At 68.3% G+C, this 20,403-nt stretch carries 18 protein-coding genes and 2 pseudogenes; 11 read left to right on the forward strand and 9 right to left on the reverse strand.

The window, feature by feature from the left end; all coding sequences use genetic code 11:
• Positions 1 to 5: 5 nt before the first annotated feature.
• On the reverse strand, positions 6 to 986 hold the full coding sequence (locus AWB94_RS00775) for an amidohydrolase family protein (RefSeq protein ID WP_062655254.1): 981 nt from the start codon (positions 984 to 986) through the stop codon (positions 6 to 8).
• 123 nt (positions 987 to 1,109) lie between these two features.
• Between AWB94_RS00775 and AWB94_RS34875 the strand changes: the two genes are divergently transcribed.
• The 5 genes and pseudogenes from AWB94_RS34875 (at position 1,110) to AWB94_RS00790 (ending at position 4,123) form a co-directional block, all read left to right on the forward strand.
• Entirely contained in the window at positions 1,110 to 1,277 is a 168-nt protein-coding gene (locus AWB94_RS34875) for a hypothetical protein (protein ID WP_165605277.1), read from the forward strand.
• Between the two features lie 185 nt (positions 1,278 to 1,462).
• A complete protein-coding gene (locus tag AWB94_RS00780) occupies positions 1,463 to 2,293 on the forward strand; it encodes an LLM class F420-dependent oxidoreductase (protein ID WP_062655255.1) in 831 nt (276 codons plus the stop codon).
• Positions 2,294 to 2,342: 49 nt separating this feature from the next.
• Entirely contained in the window at positions 2,343 to 2,717 is a 375-nt protein-coding gene (locus tag AWB94_RS00785) for a VOC family protein (RefSeq protein ID WP_062655256.1), read from the forward strand.
• Between the two features lie 90 nt (positions 2,718 to 2,807).
• Positions 2,808 to 2,924 (forward strand): annotated as a pseudogene (locus tag AWB94_RS36010) (YciI family protein); the annotation flags it as partial.
• A gap of 67 nt (positions 2,925 to 2,991) precedes the next feature.
• A pseudogene (locus AWB94_RS00790) lies at positions 2,992 to 4,123 on the forward strand (RNA polymerase sigma factor).
• On the opposite strand, the gene AWB94_RS00795 reads toward AWB94_RS00790, so the two are convergent.
• Positions 4,086 to 4,655, reverse strand: coding sequence for a TetR/AcrR family transcriptional regulator (locus AWB94_RS00795; RefSeq protein WP_062655257.1), 570 nt, complete (start codon positions 4,653 to 4,655; stop codon positions 4,086 to 4,088). The pseudogene AWB94_RS00790 and the gene AWB94_RS00795 overlap by 38 nt on opposite strands.
• A gap of 89 nt (positions 4,656 to 4,744) precedes the next feature.
• Here AWB94_RS00795 and AWB94_RS00800 point away from each other — a divergent pair, with 89 nt between their 5' ends.
• From AWB94_RS00800 to AWB94_RS00810, 3 genes are read left to right on the forward strand one after another with little or no spacing between them, the layout of a single operon-like run.
• Positions 4,745 to 5,776: an aldo/keto reductase gene (locus AWB94_RS00800; protein ID WP_062655306.1), complete on the forward strand. Its 1,032-nt coding sequence runs from the start codon at positions 4,745 to 4,747 to the stop codon at positions 5,774 to 5,776.
• 26 nt (positions 5,777 to 5,802) lie between these two features.
• Positions 5,803 to 6,657, forward strand: coding sequence for an SDR family NAD(P)-dependent oxidoreductase (locus AWB94_RS00805; RefSeq protein ID WP_062655258.1), 855 nt, complete (start codon positions 5,803 to 5,805; stop codon positions 6,655 to 6,657).
• A 49-nt stretch (positions 6,658 to 6,706) separates the two neighbouring features.
• Positions 6,707 to 7,546 carry an SDR family oxidoreductase gene (locus tag AWB94_RS00810; RefSeq protein ID WP_062655259.1) on the forward strand — a complete coding sequence of 280 codons (840 nt, stop codon included), beginning with the start codon at positions 6,707 to 6,709 and terminating at the stop codon, positions 7,544 to 7,546.
• Position 7,547: 1 nt separating this feature from the next.
• Here AWB94_RS00810 and AWB94_RS00815 read toward each other — a convergent pair whose 3' ends face one another.
• The 3 genes from AWB94_RS00815 to AWB94_RS00825 all read right to left on the reverse strand — a co-directional run bounded on the left by AWB94_RS00815 (position 7,548) and on the right by AWB94_RS00825 (position 11,712).
• Positions 7,548 to 8,345, reverse strand: coding sequence for a glycoside hydrolase family 16 protein (locus tag AWB94_RS00815; RefSeq protein ID WP_109762011.1), 798 nt, complete (start codon positions 8,343 to 8,345; stop codon positions 7,548 to 7,550).
• Positions 8,346 to 8,376: 31 nt separating this feature from the next.
• Positions 8,377 to 10,368 carry an MFS transporter gene (locus AWB94_RS00820; RefSeq protein WP_062655261.1) on the reverse strand — a complete coding sequence of 664 codons (1,992 nt, stop codon included), beginning with the start codon at positions 10,366 to 10,368 and terminating at the stop codon, positions 8,377 to 8,379.
• Between the two features lie 318 nt (positions 10,369 to 10,686).
• Positions 10,687 to 11,712: a prenyltransferase/squalene oxidase repeat-containing protein gene (locus tag AWB94_RS00825; RefSeq protein WP_062655262.1), complete on the reverse strand. Its 1,026-nt coding sequence runs from the start codon at positions 11,710 to 11,712 to the stop codon at positions 10,687 to 10,689.
• Positions 11,713 to 11,779: 67 nt separating this feature from the next.
• Here AWB94_RS00825 and AWB94_RS00830 point away from each other — a divergent pair, with 67 nt between their 5' ends.
• Positions 11,780 to 12,616 (forward strand): cutinase family protein, encoded by an 837-nt coding sequence (locus AWB94_RS00830; RefSeq protein WP_109762012.1) that lies wholly within the window; start codon positions 11,780 to 11,782, stop codon positions 12,614 to 12,616.
• On the opposite strand, the gene helR is transcribed toward AWB94_RS00830, so the two are convergent.
• Positions 12,572 to 14,857, reverse strand: a complete 2,286-nt coding sequence (gene helR, locus AWB94_RS00835) for an RNA polymerase recycling motor ATPase HelR (protein ID WP_201029494.1) — start codon at positions 14,855 to 14,857, stop codon at positions 12,572 to 12,574. The two genes, AWB94_RS00830 and helR, sit on opposite strands and share 45 nt — an antisense overlap.
• Before the next feature lie 114 nt (positions 14,858 to 14,971).
• Positions 14,972 to 15,529, reverse strand: coding sequence for a PadR family transcriptional regulator (locus AWB94_RS00840; RefSeq protein ID WP_062655263.1), 558 nt, complete (start codon positions 15,527 to 15,529; stop codon positions 14,972 to 14,974).
• A gap of 58 nt (positions 15,530 to 15,587) precedes the next feature.
• On the opposite strand from AWB94_RS00840, the gene AWB94_RS00845 reads away from it, so the two are divergent.
• Both AWB94_RS00845 and AWB94_RS00850 read left to right on the forward strand, forming a co-directional pair.
• Positions 15,588 to 15,986, forward strand: coding sequence for a nuclear transport factor 2 family protein (locus AWB94_RS00845; RefSeq protein WP_062655264.1), 399 nt, complete (start codon positions 15,588 to 15,590; stop codon positions 15,984 to 15,986).
• Entirely contained in the window at positions 15,983 to 17,020 is a 1,038-nt protein-coding gene (locus tag AWB94_RS00850) for an LLM class F420-dependent oxidoreductase (RefSeq protein ID WP_062655265.1), read from the forward strand. The genes AWB94_RS00845 and AWB94_RS00850 overlap by 4 nt, the downstream gene beginning before the upstream one ends.
• Here AWB94_RS00850 and AWB94_RS00855 read toward each other — a convergent pair.
• Together AWB94_RS00855 and AWB94_RS00860 are read right to left on the reverse strand one after the other, a co-directional pair.
• Positions 17,017 to 17,745, reverse strand: coding sequence for a cutinase family protein (locus tag AWB94_RS00855; RefSeq protein WP_062655266.1), 729 nt, complete (start codon positions 17,743 to 17,745; stop codon positions 17,017 to 17,019). The two genes, AWB94_RS00850 and AWB94_RS00855, sit on opposite strands and share 4 nt — an antisense overlap.
• 121 nt (positions 17,746 to 17,866) lie before the next feature.
• Positions 17,867 to 20,386 (reverse strand): DEAD/DEAH box helicase, encoded by a 2,520-nt coding sequence (locus AWB94_RS00860; RefSeq protein WP_062655267.1) that lies wholly within the window; start codon positions 20,384 to 20,386, stop codon positions 17,867 to 17,869.
• Between the last annotated feature and the right edge of the window lie 17 nt (positions 20,387 to 20,403).

The raw sequence follows: 20,403 nt of genomic DNA on the forward strand, positions 1-20,403 counted from the left end.
GCCGATCAGCCGGCCGGATCCGGTATCCGGTCACCGAACAGGCGCACGGCGTTCTCGTACCCGACCTTGCGGCGGTCGGCTGCGCTCATCGGATACGCCGACAGGAACTCGGCGCCGGCGCGATTGTCGTCCATCGGATAGTCCACCGAGAACATCACCCGGTCGGCACCCAGCACCGCGAGCGTGCAGGCCAGCGCCGGTGGTGAGAAGTTGCCGCTCGTGGTGACGAAGAAATTGTCGCGCAGGTACTCCGACGGCAGCTTGGCCAGCGTACCGCCCGAACCGCCCAGGCCGTAATAGCGGTCGGTGCGAAAAGCTGTGAAGGGCAACATCTCTCCGAGATGGCCGAGGATCATCTGCAACCCGGGGTGTCGGTCGAACAACCCGGAGTAGATCAGCCGCAACGCGTGGGTGCCTGCCTCGACGGCGAACCCCCACGACGCCAGGTGCAGGCCCTGATCGGTGTACGGGGCGAACCAGGCGTCCATCACAGCCGGGTGTGGGGTGGTCGGGTGCAGGTAGATCGGTGCCCGCAACGCCTCGGCCTCGGCGAACAGCGGCTCGTAGGCGGGGTCGTCGAGATAGCGGCCGTGGGTGTGGCCGTTGATCAGGGCGCCCACGAAGCCGAGGTCGACGACCGCGCGCCGCAGCTCGGCGGCGGCCGCCGCCGGATCCTGGGTGGCCAGCGTCGCGAAGGCACCGAACCGGCGCGGGTATCGGCGCACCGTCTCGGCCAGGTCGTCGTTCGAGCGCCGGGCATGGTCCACCGCCAGGGCGCTGTCCTGGTACTCCTGCACGCCCGGGTCGAACAGCGACAGGATCTGAAAGTCGATACCCGCGGCGTCCATCTGCTCCAGCCGCAACGCCCCCCGGTCGTAGAGCCGGTCATAGCCGAGCCGGTTGTGTGACCGTAACCACGTCGCCACCACATTGCCGTCGCTGGCGGGTTCCCAGGCGAAGTGTTCCTCCAGTGCGATCAGGTGCATACCGGCGACGATACGTCCGGAACTGCCAATCGACGGTCAATTTCTGCCACCGGAATTAACCGGGGTCCAGGCAGCGTTATGCAGGCCAGGAACCGTAAGAGGCTCGTATGAAAGGGCTTGGAAATGAAGAAGTTTGGATTCACCGGAGTCATCGCCACCGCGTTCGCCGCGATGGTTGTCGCGCTCGCCGCTCCCGCGCAGGCCGACATCGCCCATCACGAGTGGGTGCACGACAACCAGCAGCGTGCCACCACCGGTGCGGTGACCTCGATAGTGGGCAACGGTCGGTAGGGCCGCCGTCGATCGAGCGGACGAAAGAGAAAAGGGGCACCCCGTTGCGGGTGCCCCTTTGTCGTCAGCGGATCGACGCCGCTCACCGCCACCCCCTACCGGGAATAGCACCGGATGGGCCATAGTTGGGCCAAATGGTCGGGTACCGGGCCGCGACGACAACGACGACAGCTGGGGGACGGCGCATGAAATTCGGCATCTCGACGTTCGTGAACGACGACACCATCGACACGGTGACACTGGCACGGGCGATCGAGGAGCGCGGTTTCGAGGCGCTGGCGATCGCCGAGCACACGCACATCCCGGTCAGCCGGGAATCCGCCTACCCGCTCGGCGGTGACTTGCCGCGCATCTACTACCGCACCCTGGACCCGTTCGTCACGCTCGCCGCCGCCGCGGCCGTGACCTCCAAGATCGAGCTGATCACCGGCATCGCCCTGCTCATCCAGCGCGATCCGATCATCACCGCGAAGGAAGCCGCCAGCATCGACCTGATCTCCGGAGGCCGCTTCGTCCTCGGTGTCGGCGCCGGCTGGAACATCGAAGAATTGCGCCACCACGGCACCGATCCGAAAACCCGCGGAGCGCTGCTCGACGAGCGGATCGAGGCGATCAAGGCGCTGTGGACCGACGAACCGGCCGAATACCACGGCAAGTACGTCGACTTCGACGCGTCGTATCTGCGGCCCAAGCCGGTGCAGACCCCGTACCCGCCCGTCCTCATCGGCGGCGACTCCGACGCGACGGTCAAGCGAGTGATCAGACACCGCGCAGGCTGGATCTCGAACCCACTGCCCGTCGAGCGGCTGACCCGGCGCGTCGAGCAGCTCCGCGCGGGTGCCGACCACGATGTGCCGTTGAGCACCTTCGGTGTGCCGATGGACCTCGACTACTGGGGCGCCCTACAGGACCTCGGCTTCGGTCAGGCCAACCTGCTGCTGCCCACCAAATCCCGCGACGACTCACTGCGCCTGCTCGACGACTACGCCGCCCGGGTGGCGCAGTTCCGGGCCTGACCGAGGCCGCCATGGCGCGCCACATCTGAGGAACTGACGGGGGACAGTCGTGAGCATTCGGTTGGGCGCGGTGGCCCTCGACTGCCCCGACCCGGCGGCACTCGGCGACTTCTATCGTGCAGTGCTGGGCTTGAAGGTGGTGCTGTCCACGCCCGATCTCGTTGCCCTGGAAGGGCCGGGAGTGCTGCTGAGCTTCGAACGGGTCGATGACCATCGACCCCCCACCTGGCCCGCCGGTCCGGTGCCCAAACAGCTGCACCTGGACCTGGCGGTGGACAACCTCGATCTCGAGGAGAGCCGGATCCTGGCGCTGGGTGCCACGAGGGCCGAGGTGCAGCCCAACCCGGACAAATGGCGAGTGCTGATCGACCCGGCGGGGCACCCGTTCTGCATCACGGTGATGTTCCGGCCGGCGGCGGTCTGATTTCTTTTCCGCATGATGTCGAAACCCGCGTGATGGCGCCGTCCCCGTAGTGAGCGACCGCTAGGGTCGCACACCTGAAGGGAGACACTCATGGCCAAGTACCTGCTGCTGAAGCACTACCGCGGGGCACCGACGGCGGTCAACGACGTGCCGATGGATCGGTGGGAGCCGGCCGAGGTCGAGGCCCGGCGCCGGTGGGCAGCCGATCCGTGAATGGCTGGAGCTGCGACCGCTGCTGAACCACAGCCCGTGCGTCGCGGAGTAGCCGTCGCGCATGGTGGACGCCGCCCAACTGCGTGAGCTGATCCCCGGCGTGCTGGCCGCGCTGGTGCGCCGAGGAGCGGATTTCGGCACCGCCGAGGACGCGGTGCAGGAAGCACCGATCCGGGCCCTGCAGACCTGGCCGGCGCAACCTCCGGCCGACCCGGAAGGCCTGGCTGATCACCACCGTGTGGCGCCGATTCGTCGACCTCGCCCGCTCCGACACCGCCCGGGTTCGGCGTTAACTACTTGTCGCAGAACAACCTTCGCCCGGACCGGTCATCGACGTGGATGACACCCTGGCGCTGTATTTTCTGTGCGCGCATCCGCGGCTGTCGGCCGCTTCGGCGGTCGCGCTCACCCTGCGGGCGGTGGGCGGACTGACCACCCGGCAGATCGCCCAGGCCTACCTGGTCCCGGAACCGACCATGGCACAACGCATCAGCCGCGCCAAGCGCAGCGTCAGCGCTACCCGGCTGGACCGGCCCGGCGACCTGCACACGGTACTCAAGGTGGTCTACCTGGTATTCAACGAGGGCTACAGCGGGGAGGTGGATCTGGCCGATGAGGCCATCCGGCTGGCCAGGCAGTTGGTCGCCGCGGCACCCGACGAGGAGGCCGTCGGGTTGCTGGCCCTGTTCCTGCTGCATCACGCCAGACGTCCGGCGCGCACCCGGCCCGACGGCGTCCTGGTGCCGCTGGCCGAACAGGACCGCACGCTGTGGCGGCGGGACCTGATCACCGAAGGCATCGATCTCCTGCAGGTCGCCCTGGCGCGGGATCGCTTGGGCGAGTACCAGGCTCAGGCCGCCATCGCCGCCCTGCACGCCGACGCCGAGACCGCCGAGGAGACCGATTGGGTGCAGATCGTCGAGTGGTACGACGAATTGGTGCACCTCACCGACAGCCCGGTGGTGCGGCTGAATCGGGCCGTGGCATTGGGCGAGGCCGACGGGCCGCGTGCCGGGCTGGCGGCACTGGCGGTGTTGGATCCCACGCTGCCGAGGCGCACCGCGGCGGCGGCGCATCTGCACGATCGGGCCGGTGAAACGGCAACGGCCGCCGCCCTTTACGTGCAAGCGGACAACGTGGCCGAACGTGATCACCTCACGATCCGGGCGGCCGCGCTGCGCCGGCAGGGCTGAACCCGCGCATGATGGTGTCGAGGTGGCGTTGCCATCGCTGCCGCCCGCGGTGGGCCGGGTCGATTCGTTCCGATTGGATGACGCCGCGCAGCGCCCACACCGCGATGGTGATGTCGTCGGGGGTCAGGTCGGCGCGGACCGCACCGGCGCGCTGAGCTCGGACGAGCAGATCCGTCGACCGTCGTCGCAGCTCTTCCACGAGTGCACGCGGGGCGAGATCACCCCACACCGGCGCGGACAATCCGGCCTTCTCGGCCAGTTCGACGCCGACGGTGCGCAGAAACAACTCCACGCCCTGCTCCGGTGCGGCTGCGGCTGCGGTGTCGGCGGCCTCGATGAGCCGCTGGAAAAATCCGGCCAGCACCTCCTGGACCAGCCCCTCCTTGTTGGCGAACCGGCGGTAGAGGGTCGCCGGACCCACCCCGGCGGCGCGGGCGATGTCGTCGAGGGTGGCGGTGGGTCCGTGTTCGGCGAATACCTGCTCGGCCGCCTTGACGAGCTTGTCACGGTTGTCGGTGGCGTCGCGTCGCACGTGACCTCCTGAAACCCCAGCCGGGAATACTTCCCGGGCCAACATGTTCCATACTATGTGATAGTCAAACTCTCATTTAGGTGGTGGTGATGGACCACTCGGCACGCGTGCGGCTGGGGCATTCGGATCTGACGGTGCGGCCTGTCGGGCTGGGCTGTATGGGTATGTCGCAGTTCTACGGTGACTCCGACGACCAGGAATCGGTGGAGACCATCCGTGCGGCGATCGACCTAGGGGTCGACTTCCTGGACACCTCGGACGTGTACGGCGGCTCCGATATCGGCACCGCCTCGAACAGCCGCGGCTTCGGTCACAACGAGCGGCTCATCGGATCCGCGTTACGGGGCAGGCGGGACCGCGTGGTGCTGGCCACCAAATTCGGCGCCAAGATCAACGACACCCGGGACGGGATCGTCATCGACGGTCGGCCGGAGTACGTCGCCGCGGCGTGTGAGGCCAGTCTGCGCAGACTGGACACCGACGTGATCGACCTGTACTACTGCCACCGGTGGGACCACAACGTGCCCATCGAGGACACCGTCGGCGCGATGGCCGAACTGGTGCGGGCCGGCAAGGTCCGTGCGCTCGGCCTCAGCGAGGTCGGCCCCGAACTGATCCGGCGGGCACACGCCGTACATCCGATCACCGCGCTGCAGAGCGAGTATTCGCTGTGGGAACGCGATCTGGAGACCGCGATCACGGCCACACTGCGCGAACTCGGGATCACCCTGGTGCCGTACTGCCCACTGGGCAGGTCTGCGCTGACCGGAGCGCTCAAGCCGGGAACGAATTTTCATCCCGACGACTTCCGTCACTCGAACCCGCGGTTCTCGGCCGACAACCTGGCTGCCAATCTCGAGCCGGTTGGGGCGCTGGCCCGGATGGCCGATGAGAAGGGCTGCACCCCTGGCCAATTGGCGCTGGCCTGGTTGCTGGCCCAACCTCTGGATGTGGTGCCGATTCCCGGCAGCCGGCGCATCGCCCACGTGCGGGAGAACTTCGCTGCCACGTCGGTGGCGCTCAGCACTGACGAGATTGCCTATCTGAGTGCGGTTTTCGCGCCCGGTCGGGTGGTGGGAGAGCGGTACTCACCCGCCCACGCGGCCACCGTCGCCCGCTGATAAAGCACCGAGAACAGGAGAGAAACATGAGCAAGGTCTGGTTCATCACGGGATCGTCGCGCGGCTTCGGCCGTGAGCTCGCGCGCGCCGCACTGGAAGCCGGCGACAGTGTCGCCGCAACGGCGCGCCGGCCCGATCAACTCGACGAGTTGTCCCACGCGTACGGCGACCGCATCGCGGCGCTGCCGCTGGACGTCACCGACGCGGACGGTGTGCGTGCCGCGATCGCCGCTGCCAGGCAGCGGTTCGGCCGCATCGACGTGGTGGTCAACAACGCGGGCTACGCCAACGTCGCTCCCATCGAGACCGGCGACGAAGCGGATTTCCGCACCCAGTTCGAAACCAACTTCTGGGGTGTCTACCACGTGTCCAGGGCTGCCATCCCGGTGTTACGCGCCCAGGGCGGCGGGCTGATCATCCAGTTCTCCTCGATGGGCGGTCGCGTCGGGGGATCGGCGGGTATCGCCTCCTACCAAGCCGCGAAATTCGCCATCGACGGTTTTTCCCGGGTGTTGCAGACCGAGACCGCGCCGTTCGGGATCCGGGTGCTCGTGGTCGAGCCGAGCGGATTCGCCACGGACTGGGCCGGGGCGTCGATGGAGATCGGCGACATCCCCGCGGACTATGTCGAGACCGTCGGGGCGATGAACACGGTCCGCAAGAGCCCCGCCGTCACCGCCGGCGATCCGGCCCGCGCCGCGGCGATCCTGGTGCAGCTGTCCCGGCGGGACGACCTGCCCTACCACCTGCCGTTGGGAGTGAACGCCGTGGAGGGCTCGATCCGCCACGATGAGACGCTGCTCGCCGAGGATCGTAAGTGGGCGGCGGTGGGCCGCTCCGCGGATTTTGCCGAACCGTATCCGGTCGACTTCCCCGCGTGACAGAGAAGGTGATATGTGTAAAACGCCGGAATGCATATATCGTCCAACTATGAGCGCGGTGACAATCATCACGGGCGGTGCCGGGGGCATGGGTCTGGCCACGGCCAGGATTGTGGGCAAGGGCCACGCCGTGGTCCTTGCCGACAACAGGCCCGACCGGCTCGCCGCCGCCGTCGACGTGCTGTCCGGTAGCGGGGTGGCGGCCACCGCGGTCAACTGCGATGTGACCGACCGAGCCGCGGTCGAGACACTGTTCGCGACCGCGGCCGGTATCGGCCCCGTCGCCGCGGTGATCCACGCGGCCGGGGTCAGCCCGAGCATGGGCGACGCGGACTACGTCATGCGGACCAATGTGCTGGGCACCGTCAACGTCAACGAGACCTTCTTCGGCACCGCGACCAACGGCGCGGCGATCGTGAACGTGGCCTCGATGGCCGCGCATCTGCTGCCCGACGAGGTCATCCCCACCGACAAGTTTCCCCTGGCACTGACCGACCGGGCCGCCTTCACCACCGGCATGCGTGCCGCGTACGGCGCCCTGCCCGAGCAGGCCCGCCCCGGGATGTCGTATGGGATCAGCAAGAGCTTCGTGAAGTGGTACAGCTGGGCGCAGGCCGAGCGATTCACCGGCCGGGGACTGCGCATCGTCTCGGTATCACCCGGCGCGGTGGACACCGAGATGGGCCGGCTGGAGGAGCAGGCCGGAGCCGGCGCGCTGATGGCGGATGCTGCCGTACCGCGGTGGGGCACACCGGAGGAGATGGCCGAACTGTTCGCATTCTGCGTCAGTGACCGGGCCGGTTACCTGACCGGAACCGACATCCTCAACGACGGCGGCGTGGTCGCCTCGATGCGGGAGCGGGGCCGGCTGGCGACCGCGACGGCGTGACTCACCAGACCTTGACGTAGTCCACCAGCATGTCCGCCGGGTAACTGCCCGGGCCGGGGTCGCCGCCGCCGGATCCGGCCACGGCCAGATCCAGGACCGGAAATAGTTGGTAGCCGGGCTGATTGAACTGCCAATCCGGCAGGGCGTGGGCCGGCACGTTGAAATAGGGCTGCGCGCCGTCGGTGTAGTCCTTCCAGAACCGCATGCCCGCGTCGTCCCACTGCACTCGCCAGGTGTGCCACCCGCTGTCCACCGTGATGCCCTGGCTGACGTGCTCGCCCCCGTTGAGCTTGGCGTGCACCGCGGTACCCGCGGCCCACTTGCCGTTGCCGTACCACTCCATGATGTCGACCTCGCCACCGATGGTGGGGTCGTTGTTGGCGAGATACCAGGCCGGCCAGCAGCCCGGGGTCAGGCAATTAAGTTTGATCCGGGCTTCCCAGTTGTGCCCGATACCGCCGCGCCACTTGCCGAACAGCTTGCCGCTGTAGAAGGTGTCGCCATCCTTCGCTGCGCGGAAGACCAGATTCGACTTGCCGTCGATGAAGACGTTGCGGCGGTCGTCGCGGTATTGACCCACGTTGCCGGGCAGTTCCCAGAACGTCGGATCTTCCATCGACTCACGGGCAAGGGCCACTTCCCATTTGGACGCGTCCGGTGCCGAACCGGCGGGTCCGTCGAAATCGTCGACGAACAGGTAGCCACCGGCGGGCGGTGCCGCCGGCGGCGGTGCCGACGGCGCGGCATGGGCTGTCGGCACGGCGGTCGACAGCGCACCGATGCCGGTCAGTACCAACATGTCTCGCCGGTTCAACATCGCGGTTCGCCTCTCAGTTGTTCGCGGACGCCAACGCGGCGGGCTGCGTCACCTGCGGCACGATCAACACCGGCGTGTCGGTGTGTGCCACCACGGCCGCCGCGACACTGCCCTGCAGGTGGCCCAGCAGCCCGTTGCGACGGTGCGGCCCGAGCACGATGAGGCTGGCCCGCGTTTCGGTGGCCGTCGTGACGATGCCCTGCCAGGTGGGCGACGCCTCGACGGCCTTACTGCACACCGCAAATCCTGCCTCGGCGGCCAGCTGCGCGCCATAGGCCGCGGTTTGTTCGGCGGATCGGCGCACGTCGGCGGCGTTGTCGGCGTCCAGAGCCCGGCCGTCGGCGGGGGTGAATCCCACCTCGACCGGCTGCCACACGCAGACGACCAGTGCCCGTCGGCCCGGCGGTACCTGCGCGGCCGCCGCCGATATCGCGGCGGCAGCACGCTGCGATCCGTCGTAGGCGATGAGGATCGGGCCGGGCGTGCCCGGATCGGCCGGCGCCTGCGCACCCCCGGTCGTGGGAACCGGTGCCTGGGCGGGTTCCGGTGCGGACAGTCCCGGACGCAGGCGGGCCAGCAGCGGTGGGGAGTACCAGGCGGGGGACTCGCCATCGAGGAACAGATCGAGGTCGGGTTGTTGTGGGCGGGCGCCGCTGAGCGCGTAGACCGCCACCCCGAAGACGGCGCCGGCGATGGCGAGCCCGAATCCGATCCACAACGCGATACCGGTACCGGTCACCAGGTCACCCGCGGTGGTGGCGGCGAAGTGCGCGAAGATCGGCGCCACCATGAACGCCGCCACCGCACGCAGCAGCTCGATGATGGCGAAGACCCGTTGCAAGCTGTTGGACTGCAAGGAGAAACCGGCGACGAACAGGGCCGGTGCCACCGTGGCGCCGAGGGCCAGGCCGGTCAGCGCCGCGCCGAGGAGAGCCAGCGGCTGGTTGGCGGGCAGGGCCAGACGGAACACCAGGATGCCGGCGGCGAGCAGCGCCATGCCGATCAGCGGCAGGTAGTGCATCGCGCGCCGGGAGATCACCGCGCCGAACACCACCGCCATCACCACCGCGCCGCCCAGCTCGGGCAGATACAACAGGCCGACCTGGACGGGGTTGTAGCTCAACAGGAAGACATTCGCCGTCAGCGCGGTCGCGGCCACCGACGCCGCGGCGGCGAACAGGGCGACCCCGACGCCGGCAACCGGGATCGCGCTGGTGAGCATGGTGCGGATGGTCAGTAGCGGCCGCCGTGCCCGGAACTGGTAGACGATCAGCACGACGATGAGCGCCAGGCCACCGAGCATCGGGCCGGTCACCGCGAGGTCGCCGAAACCGTGGCTGGTGAGCTGCGCGGCCCCGACGAAGGCCGCGGTGCAGCCCGCGGCGGCCAGCACGATTGCCCACCCGTCGCGGGGCGCCTCCCGGTCGGCGGGCGGCGCGTCGTCGAAGGTGAGAGCGGCCAGGATGAGCGCCGTCAGCGCGATGGCCGCGACGACCCAGAACAGCGGCCGCCACCGGTGGGATTCGGCCTGTAGACCACCGACGAAGGGGCCGAGTGCGACGGCCCCGAACACGCACATGTTCATGATGACGGCCGTGATGCGCAGCTTCTCCCTGGGGAAACCGATGGTCAACGGCGGTGCGGCGGCGATGAGCAGCATGCTCGTGGCCAGGCCTTGCAGCACGTGGCCGCCGATGAACATGCCGGCGTTCTGGGCGGCCGCGGCCAGTACCGATCCGATGACCAGCAACACGGCGTAGGCGAGCAGCATCCGGCGTTGCGGAAGGTGCTGGGCGAACTGGACGGCCAGCACGGTGCCGACGGCGTACGCCGCATTGCCGAGCCCGGCGGACAGGCTCATCTGCTGGGCCGTCATGTGCAGCTGCTCGGAGATGATCGGCACCAGCGGGTCGAGGGCCGCCGACAGTGCGAGGTAAGGGATCAGTGCGAGGGTGACCATGGCGGCCACGGCCGGATACCGTCCGGCCAGCGGTCCCTGCCGCATCAGCGCAGCCCGATCCTGTGAGTTTGCTGGCAATTTTGCACGACAAACCGCCGGCTGGTCATCCGGATTGGGTCGGCCACGTGTTGCTGCAACTCCTTCGAAAGGGTATTTGTTCCCACAGCGGTGACCGGATCGCCGCAACGCGCAAGCGCGCGTTCTATTGCATACGACGAGAGCCGAATTCACCGGGAAGGCGGTCGCGGCGACGTCTTCGTCAGCCGCGCAGACGTTCCAATGCTATCCGGATACGCGCCCGCCGGCCGACTCAGGGCGCCCCGCGGGTGCCGAGCAAACGGGTTGTTCGTTCACAAACACTAATTAGCTGCGGTTATCGCTGTCGTCCCACCAGCTGAGCACCCTGGTTCCGATGAGCGTCAGCCATTTCGAGGGTTCACCGGCGGGCACGTCGATGTCGAACCACACCCGCCCCGGCAGTCGGGTGCCTTGCAACCAGGTGCCGTCGGACCGTCGGGCACTACGGATGAGCGCCATCGCATCGGCCAGGCGTCGGTCGGGCGGCACCCCGTCGTGCGCGGCCGCCTCACGAAAATAATCGGCCGCGTTGAGCACGCTGTAGCGCCAGCGGAACGGATAGGCGAACTGATTCACCCATGGGGCGACCGGTTGCCCGGTCGACAGCCGGCGGAACAGGGCCCGGCGCAGCAGGTACTCCTGTCCTGCCACGCGGGCGGCTCGGACGGTGTCATCGGTGCCCACCGACATCTCGAACGCGAGCAGACCCTTGAGCGCGTTCAGCGTGGAGTGCAGCGACGAGCGGGTCGAACCCTCCACCCAGTCACAGTTCCAGCCGCCGTCGGGTAGGCGGTGCTCCAGGAACCAGTCGACGAGGCCGGAAACGTCGGCACCGAGCCACACCCCGTTGGCCAGCGTCCACGCGTTGATGCAGCAGTCCACCTCGCCACCCCAGTAGGGCAGGTCGTCGTACTCCCAACGGCAGTTCGCGGCCAGCAATTCGGCGGTGCGTCGGGCCCGCAGCACCGCCGGGTCCAGGCCCCATTCACGCAGTGCATTCAGCGACCAGGTGGTGGCGGTCCACGGCTGGCCCTCGGTGTTTTCCTCCCCGTCGCTTCGCTCGCCGTCGGTATTTTCCCCGTCGCTTCGCTCGCGCTCGGTATTAAAACCAGCCGGAAAGAACGCCCCGCCGGCCCACTGCCCGTCCGGGTCCTGCAACGCCAGCAGGCGGGCGCCGAAGCCTTCGGTCGCGACGCGGCTCCTGGTCGCCTCCCAGGTGGTCGGCGGCTGCCCGCCCAGGTCTCGTTCGACCTGCCAACGCAGCGCGGGATCGGAGTCGGCCAGCCAGGTGATCAGCGCATTCGCCCCCATGCGGCAACGGTAGCCACTCACCGCGTGCCGCACGTCACGTAACGGCACAACCGCTGGTGACGATCAAATGATCGTGATTCGTCGGGTGGTGACAGTGATTGCGGGCGTGCTCCTCGCATCGGGTATCAGCGGTCTGTCCGCCGGTGCGGCTTCGGCAGCACCGGGATGCGCGGACTATCACTGGATCGGCGCGGCCGGCTCCGGTCAGCGCGACGGTGCCGGATTGACCGCCAACGGCGGCATGGGCGACGTGGTCTACCAGTCCTATCTACAGATGCGTGCCGCTCTGGCCGACAGCGGGCACACCATCACCGCCGAGGCCGTGCAATACCCGGCCGCGCCCGTGCCCGCCGACGGCGGCATTCGCGGCTGGATGAACTTCATGGACAGTGTGCACGACGGCACCGATGCCGCCGCCGACCAACTCCAGGCATTCAGCGCACAGTGTCCAGCCACCAAGGTGATCCTCGCCGGATATTCGCAGGGCGCCATGGTGATTCACCGCAATTTGCACGACCTGGCCGACGACCCGCAGGTGGTGGCCGCGCTGCTCGTTGCCGACGGCGACCGGTTGCCGGTGGACACCACCATCAACATGGGGTCGACGGCGCTGGCGCCGGGTGTCGGAAAGGGTGTGGCGCAGGAACATTCGTTCCTGGCCGGAACCGACACCTCGATGCTGCCCGCGGCCATCGGTGCGCGGACCGTCAGTGTCTGCGATATCGGTGACCCGGTGTGTGACTCCGTTCCCGACCAGGACCCGATGTCCCCTGCGGGTATCGCCATTCACACCGGTTATGCACCGGCCGGCAGCGGCCCGCACGCGTGGGGTGCTCCGCTGTACAACCTGGTGCTGGCCTCAGCCGCCGACGCCGGCTACCAGCCCGCGCAGAGCCTGCGGTAGCTCCCCGGTGTGCAGCACACCGAGGCGCTGGGTGGCCCGGGTCAGCGCGACGTAGAGATCGGCCGCGCCACGGTCGCCCGCGGTAGCTGCTCCCGTCGCTTCGCTCGCCCCGGTGTTTGTTCCCGTCGCTTCGCTCGCCCCGGTGTCTACTCCCGTCGCTTCGCTCGCCCCGGTGAGAATCCTCGCCGGCTCGACCACCAACACCGCGTCGAACTCCAGCCCCTTGGTCTCCGCCGCGGTCACGGTGCCCGGCATCCCAGGCGGCCCGATCACCACGCTGGTACCCGGCAGTCGATCCTCTTCGGCCACGAATTGTGCGATTGCCGATGATAGTTCGTCTTCTGTGACTCGCCGCGCCCAGGGCAGGAAGCCCGACGCCCGCACCGACTCCGGTGGGGTCGCCTCGGGCGCGAACTCCGCCAGCAGGTCGGCGGCCACGGTCATGATCTCCGAGGGGGTTCGGTAGTTGACCGACAGGGCGCGGTACAACCAGCGGTCCGGGACGTACGGCGTCAGCATCTGCTCCCAGGAGCGGGCTCCGGCCGCCGAACGGCGTTGTGCCAGGTCGCCGACGATGGTGAAAGAGCGCGAGGGGCAGCGTCGCATCAGCACCCGCCAATCCATCTCAGACAGTTCCTGCGCCTCGTCGACCACCACGTGGCGGTAGGTCCAATCCCGGTCGGCGGCAGCTCGTTCCACGAGATCGCGGGTGTCGCGTTCGGCGAAGCGGTCGGCCAGGTCCTCCGCGCGCAGGACGTCCTGGGCCAGCAGGCGGTCCTCGTCGTCCATCAGCTCCTCGCGGGCGACCATCAGGTCGAGCACGCCCTTGGCGTAGGCCTCCTGCTTCTTGCGCTCACGTTCGGCGGCGCGGTCGGCGGCCTTGTCCCGGCCGAGCAGGTCGACCAGTTCGTCGAGCAAGGGTACGTCCGATACCGTCCACGCCGCGCCGTCGGCACGCCACAGCGATGGGTCCGCGCCGGCCGTCTGCAACCGCTCATGTGACGAATAGAGCTGCGCCAGCACCGTTTCCGGGGTGAGCCGGGGCCACAGTTGCTCGATGGCGGCATGGAACGCGGCGTTTTCGGACAGCTCCTCGAGCAGGTCGGAGCGCATCTGTTCCCAGGCGTTCTTGTCCGACCGGGACAGCCAGCCGCGGCCGATGCGCCCGATCGCCCGCTCGGTGAGAACGTAGGTGACGATGTCGACGAACACCGCCCGGGCCTGATTGTGTGGCTGCCCGCTGCCGCGGGCCTCCTCGCGAGCCCACTGCGCGGTCTCGGCATCGATGCGCACCGTGACATCGGCGAGCTCGATGGTCAGCGGATCGTCGGGCAACCGCTGATGGTCGGCTACCGCCGCCGCCAGCACGTCGAGCATGCCCAGTGAGCCCTTGGCCCGGGCGACCGCGGGCGCGTCCTCGGCCGTCACCCGCAGCCCCGGCACCAGCTCACCGGTGGTCGCGAAGACGACATCGGTCTCCCCCAGGGAGGGCAGCACCCGGCCGATGTGGTTGAGGAACGCCGGGCTGGGGCCCACCACCAGGGCGCCGTGCCGCTCGATCTGCTGGCGCCGGGTGTAGAGCAGGTAGGCCACCCGGTGCAGTGCCACCACCGTCTTACCGGTGCCGGGGCCGCCTTCGATCACCAGCACACCGGGGTGATCCAGCCGGATGATCTCGTCCTGCTCGGCCTGGATCGTCGCGACGATGTCGCGCATACCCTCCCCGCGCGGGGCGTTGACCGCGGCCAGCAGGGCGGCGTCCTCGCCGGTGGCCGCGTCGGGCCTGCCGAGGCTCTCGTCGGTGAAGCCGGCCAACCGGCGGCCCAGGGTGCGGAACTGGCGCCGTCGGCGCATGCCTTCCGGATTGGCGGCGGTCGCGGTGTAGAAGGCGCGGGACGCCGGAGCCCGCCAGTCCAGCAGCACGGGTTCGTACCCGTTGTCCGGGTCGAACAGGCCCAGGCGCCCGATGTACAGCGCCTCGCCGTCCTCGGCATCCAACCGGCCGAAGCACAGGCCGCCGTCGGCGACGTCCAGCCGGTTCATCTCCTTGGCCAGGGCGCGCACCTCGACATCGCGTTGCAGCAGGGTGGCGCCGTCCTGGGCATCGATATCCCCGCGCAGCGCGGCGTCATAGCGCCGTTTGGCGGCCGCGCGCTCGTCGTCCAACCGGGTGTACAGGCGGTCCACATAGCGCCGTTCGGACCGCAGTTCGTCCTCGTAGCCGCCTTGTGTCGTGGTCACACTTCCGGTAGTCACAGTTCACCCCAACGCATTCGACCCCTCGGGAGTTCCGCTTTCGGAGGTGCCGTCCACGCCATCATCGAACAGGTCGCGATGCCGCGCGAGATGTATCGGCTATGACCCCAACCGCCGGTCGAGTACCGACAGCGTGCGGTGTGCCCAGCGGATGTTCTCCTCCTCGAACGCGATACCGCGTAGCAAGGTGAGATACGGGCCCACCCGGTTGCCGGTGGCCAGGTAATCGTCCTCGTCCTGCCCGCCCAGCAACCGCACCCGCATCCGTTCGTAGCGTTCGAGTTTGGTCTCCGACCACCGCAGCTGTTCGGCCACCAGGCCGCGGACGGCTTCCGGATCGCCACCGTCGACGGCGTTGACCTTGATCAGCAACTCGTCGCGGATGGTCGACGGTTTGGGCGGAGCGGCGGTGAAGGCCGCAATGGCGGCATGGCCGGCGGCGGTCAGCGAGAAGAGCCGCTTGTTCGGCCGGCGCTCCTGCTGTACCACCCGGGCCTCGATGAGCCCATCGGCGGCGAGTCTGTCCAGTTCGCGGTACAGCTGCTGCGGTGTGGCCGTCCAGAAGTTGGCTACCGAGGCGTCGAAGGATTTGGCCAGGTCGTAGCCCGACGATTCACCGTCGAGTAGGGCGGCCAGCACCGCGTCGCGTAGCGCCACGGCATGTACTGTACTGTCATCGACACCTATTCAACAAAGTGACTATGCGAGGTGTCGGATGCATCCCTTCCGCCAGGCCGTCGAGGCTCGCGATCCCGAGGCAATGGCCGCCCAGCTGGCCGATGACGTCGTGTTCACCAGCCCGGTGGCGTTCAAGCCGTACCCGGGCAAGCCGATCACCGCCGCCATCCTGCGCGGGGTGCTGCGGGTGTTCGAGGACTTCCGCTACATCCGCGAGATCAACGACGGCGCCGACCACGCGCTGGTCTTCGAGGCCACCGTCTCCGGCAAGCGCATCACCGGATGCGATTTCATCCACACCAATGCCGACGGGCTGATCGACGACTTCATGGTGATGGTGCGTCCGCTGTCGGGTGCCCAGGCCCTGTCCGAGGCGATGGCCGCCCAGTTCGAGCAGATCCAGCGCGAGGCGCTGGAGGAGGTGCAGAACCGGTGAAGATCGGACTGGGCATCAACTACGCAGGCGGTTTCAAAGAGGTCGCGGCCGAGGTTGCCGATCTCGAGCGCGCCGGCCTGGACATCGTCTTCGTGCCCGAGGCGTATTCGTTCGACGCGGTGAGCGCGCTCGGATACCTGGCGGCCAGCACCGAGCGCGTGCAACTGGCCTCGGGCATCCTGCAGCTCTACACCCGCACCCCCACGTTGACCGCGATGACGGCCGCCGGCTTGGACTACGTGTCCGGCGGCCGGTTCATCCTGGGGCTGGGCGCGTCGGGGCCGCAGGTCATCGAAGGTTTCCACGGGGTGCCCTATGACGCGCCGATCGCCCGGACCCGCGAGGCGGTGCAGATCTGCCGGCAGGTATGGCGCCGTGAACGGGTGCAGTTCGAGGGCGAGCATTACACCATCCCGCTGCCCAAGGATCGCGGCACCGGCCTCGGTAAACCGCTGAAGCTCATCAATACGCCTGTCCGCGAAAGGATTCCGGTCCTGCTGGCGGCGCTGGGCCCGAAGAACGTGGAGCTGACCGCCGAGATCGCCGAGGGCTGGCAGCCCATCTTCTTCCTGCCCGAGAAGGCCGGCGACGTCTGGGGCGCGGCGCTGCAGGCCGGCAAGGCCAAGCGCGACCCCGCCCTCGGCGAACTCGACATCTATGCCGGGCCGCCGCTGGCCATCGGCGACGATGTCGAGCCGTTACGCGAGTTCATCAAACCGCACCTGGCGCTGTACATCGGCGGGATGGGCGCCAAGGGCAAGAACTTCTATCACGCGCTGGCCACCAGCTACGGCTACGGACCGCAGGCCGACCGCATCCAGGAGCTCTACCTCGCCGGTGACAAGGAGGCCGCCGCCAAGGCGGTGCCCGACGAGCTGGTTCGCGACGTATCCCTCATCGGTTCGGCCGGATTCGTCAAGGAACGGATCGCGGCCTTCCGGGAGGCCGGGGTGACGGCACTGAACGTGGTTCCGTTCGCCGAGACCCCGGCGGCCCGGGTGAAACTGATCGAAAAGCTGCGTGACCTGACCTAACGGTGCGCGGCGGCCTGATCCACCGGCTGCCCGGACCGCTGGGTGCCCAGCCGGGCGACCACATAGTCGGCCGCCTGATCGGTCAGCCCATTGCTCACGTACGCGTTGTGGGCGCCCTGGTCATGACCGGTCGGCGAGCACACCGGGTCTTCCGGGATGCACAGGTCGTCGGTCTTGGCGACGTACCGGGAGCCGACCGTGATCGGCGGCGCGCCGGTGTAGATCATCTGCAGGAAGCCGCTCGAGGGCTTGCCGAACAGCGCCACCGCCGCCACATGGTCGGCGACCTCGGCCGGCATCGGTCCGGTCAGGCCCGGCGGCAACGCGAAGCCCTGGGGCACCGCGTCGGCGGTGATGTACGCGGCCACCGCCGCGCCCTGCGAGTACCCGCCCAGAACCACCTTGGTGTTCGGGCAGGCCGCGGCGGTGGCACGGACCTTGTTGCTGGCGTCGATGACACCGTCGGCGGCGGTCGCGAAGTCCAGCGACGCCGGATAGTTCACGGCGTACTCCTCGACCGATTTGCCCGGTGCCTTGGCCCGCACCGAATCCAGGAATGCCTGCCCGACGCTGCCGACGCCAGCGGGCTCGAAGGTTCCCCGCGCGAACACCACCTGCACGTCCGGACACGGATCGGCGGCGGCCGGACTCGCGGCGGCCACCGACCCCGCTCCCACGAAAACCGCCGATGCCACGGCACCCATCCAACGATCAATCCGGCTCATTGCCACCGCCCCAACCAAGTTCGTCCCGACCCGCGGAGGCCTCGCTGCCCCGCGGCAAGCACGGTGGGAATACCCAGGGTCTGCACAACTGAATCAAAGACGAATGTGACACGCGGCACACTCAGTCGAGGCGGCCGGCCCCGGTCATCCGCACCACGGGAGATCCTTCCTCATCGGAGGCGGCCAGGTCCACCTCCATTTCGAAACCCCAGTCGTGGTCGCCGGCCGGATCGTCGAGGATCTGGCGGACCCGCCACACGTCGGGGTGCCGGTCGAAGATCAGCAGCGCCGGCCCGCGGGCGTCCGGGCCGGTGCCCACCTCGTCGTGTTCGGCGTAGTACGCCGAGCCGAGCTCTTCCCACCGCGGCGCGGACCAGCCGTCATCGAGTGCGCCCAGCTCGGCCCACCGGCGCCGTGCGAACAACTCGACCCGGCGGAACAGGGCGTTGCGCACCATCGCGGTGAATGCGCGGTCATTGGCCGTCAGCGCACGCACCGGAACCGTCACCGGCGCCGTCTCCGACAGCTCACCGCTGGTGAGTTTCTCCCACTCGTCCAGCAGGCTCGAATCAACTTGGCGCACAAGCTCGCCCAACCATTCGACGATATCGGCCAGCTCGTCGGTGCGAGCAGCGGCGGGCACCCCGGACCGCAGCGCCTTGAACACATCGGACAGGTAGCGCAGCACCGCACCCTCCGACCGCGTCAGCCCGTACTCGCTGACGAACTCGCGGAACGTGTGCGCCCGCTCCCACATCTCGCGCACCACCGATTTCGGGGAGAGTTTCCCGTCGGCCGCCCACGGATTGCTGCGCAGATACACCTCGAAGGTGTGCTCCAGCAGTTCCTGCAGGGGTTTGGGGTAGGTCACCTCGTCGAGCAGTTCGATGCGCTCGTCGTACTCGATGCCATCGGCCTTCATCTGCGCGACGGCCTCGCCGCGGGCCTTGTTCAACTGCGCGGCCAGGATCTGGCGGGGATCCTCCAACGTCGCCTCGATAATCGAAACCACATCCAGGGCATACGTTTCCGACTCCGGGTCCAACACGTCGACGGCGGCGAGCGCGAACGTCGACAGCGGCTGGTTGAGTGCAAAATCGGGCGGCAGGTCGACCGTCAACCGGTACTGCCTGCCGTCGGGCTCCGGTTCGGGCAGCCGCTCCAGGATGCCGGCCTGCAGCAGCGACCGCGCGATGCCGACGGCTTCCAGGATGAGCTTGAGCTGGCGTTTGCGTGGCTCGTGATTGTCGGTGAGCAGCCGGCGCATCGCCTCGAACGGATTGCCGGGCCGGTCGACGACATCCAGGATCATCGCCGTCGACACCCGCATATGGCTCTGCAGTGGCTCCGGTGTCGCTTCCACGAGCCGCGTCATGGTCGCCTCGCTCCACGGCACCATGCCTTCAGGTACCTTGCGGCGCACCAGTTTCCGACGCTTCTTCGGGTCATCGGCGACCTTGGCGAACTGTTTGAGGTTCTCCACCTCGTGTTCGGGTGCCTGCACGACGACGGTGCCCGCGGTGTCGAAACCGGCGCGGCCGGCGCGGCCGGCGATCTGATGGAACTCGCGGGCATTGAGCAGCCGGGTGCGGGTGCCGTCGTACTTGGACAGTGCGGTGAACACCACGGTCCGGATCGGCACGTTGATACCGACGCCCAAGGTGTCGGTGCCGCAGATGATCTTCAACAGGCCGGCCTGAGCCAGTTGCTCGACCAGTCGACGGTACTTGGGCAGCATGCCGGCGTGGTGCACCCCGATACCGTGGCGCACCAACCGCGACAGGGTGGTGCCGAATGCCGAGGAGAAGCGGAAGGCACCGATGTGCGCGGCGATGGCGGCCTTCTCCTCCTTGGTGCTCACGTTGACACTCATCAGTGCCTGGGCGCGTTCCAGCGCCGCGGCCTGGGTGAAATGCACGACGTAGATGGGCACCTGCTTGGTGTCGAGCAGGTCGCCGATGGTCTCGTGCATCGGCGTGGTGGCATACGAATAGAACAGCGGCACCGGGCGCTGCGCCCCGGCCACCAGTGCGGTCGGCCGGCCGGTGCGCCGGGTGAGATCTTCGCGCAGGAAGGTGACATCGCCGAGCGTCGCCGACATCAGCAGGAACTGGGCGCGGGGCAGTTCCAGCAGCGGCACCTGCCAGGCCCAGCCGCGGTCGGGGTCGCCGTAGAAGTGGAACTCGTCCATCACCACCAAGCCGATATCGGCGCCCGCTCCCTCGCGCAGCGCAACGTTGGCCAGGATCTCCGCGGTGCACGCGATGATCGGCGCGTCGGCATTCACGGAGGCATCCCCGGTCAGCATCCCGACGTTGTCGGCTCCGAACACGTCGCACAGCGCGAAGAACTTCTCGCTGACCAGCGCCTTGATCGGTGCGGTGTAGAAGCTGACGCGGCCTCTGCCTGAATTGGTCGTCGCGTGCGCGGTCGACAGCGCCGCGTAGATCGCCCCGGTCGCCACCAACGACTTACCCGAACCCGTGGGCGTCGCCAGCACCACGTTCGCCCCGCTGACCAATTCGATCAGCGCCTCTTCCTGGGCGGGGTACAGCGCAGTGCCGCGTGCCTCGGCCCAGGCCGCGAACGAGGTGAACAGTTCGTCGGGATCGGTGCCCGACGCAGGCAATAGGGTCGTCATGTCCCGTCCAGCCTGCC

The sequence above is a fragment of the Mycolicibacterium canariasense genome (assembly GCF_002101555.1).
GTDB classification, from domain to species: domain Bacteria; phylum Actinomycetota; class Actinomycetes; order Mycobacteriales; family Mycobacteriaceae; genus Mycobacterium; species Mycobacterium canariasense.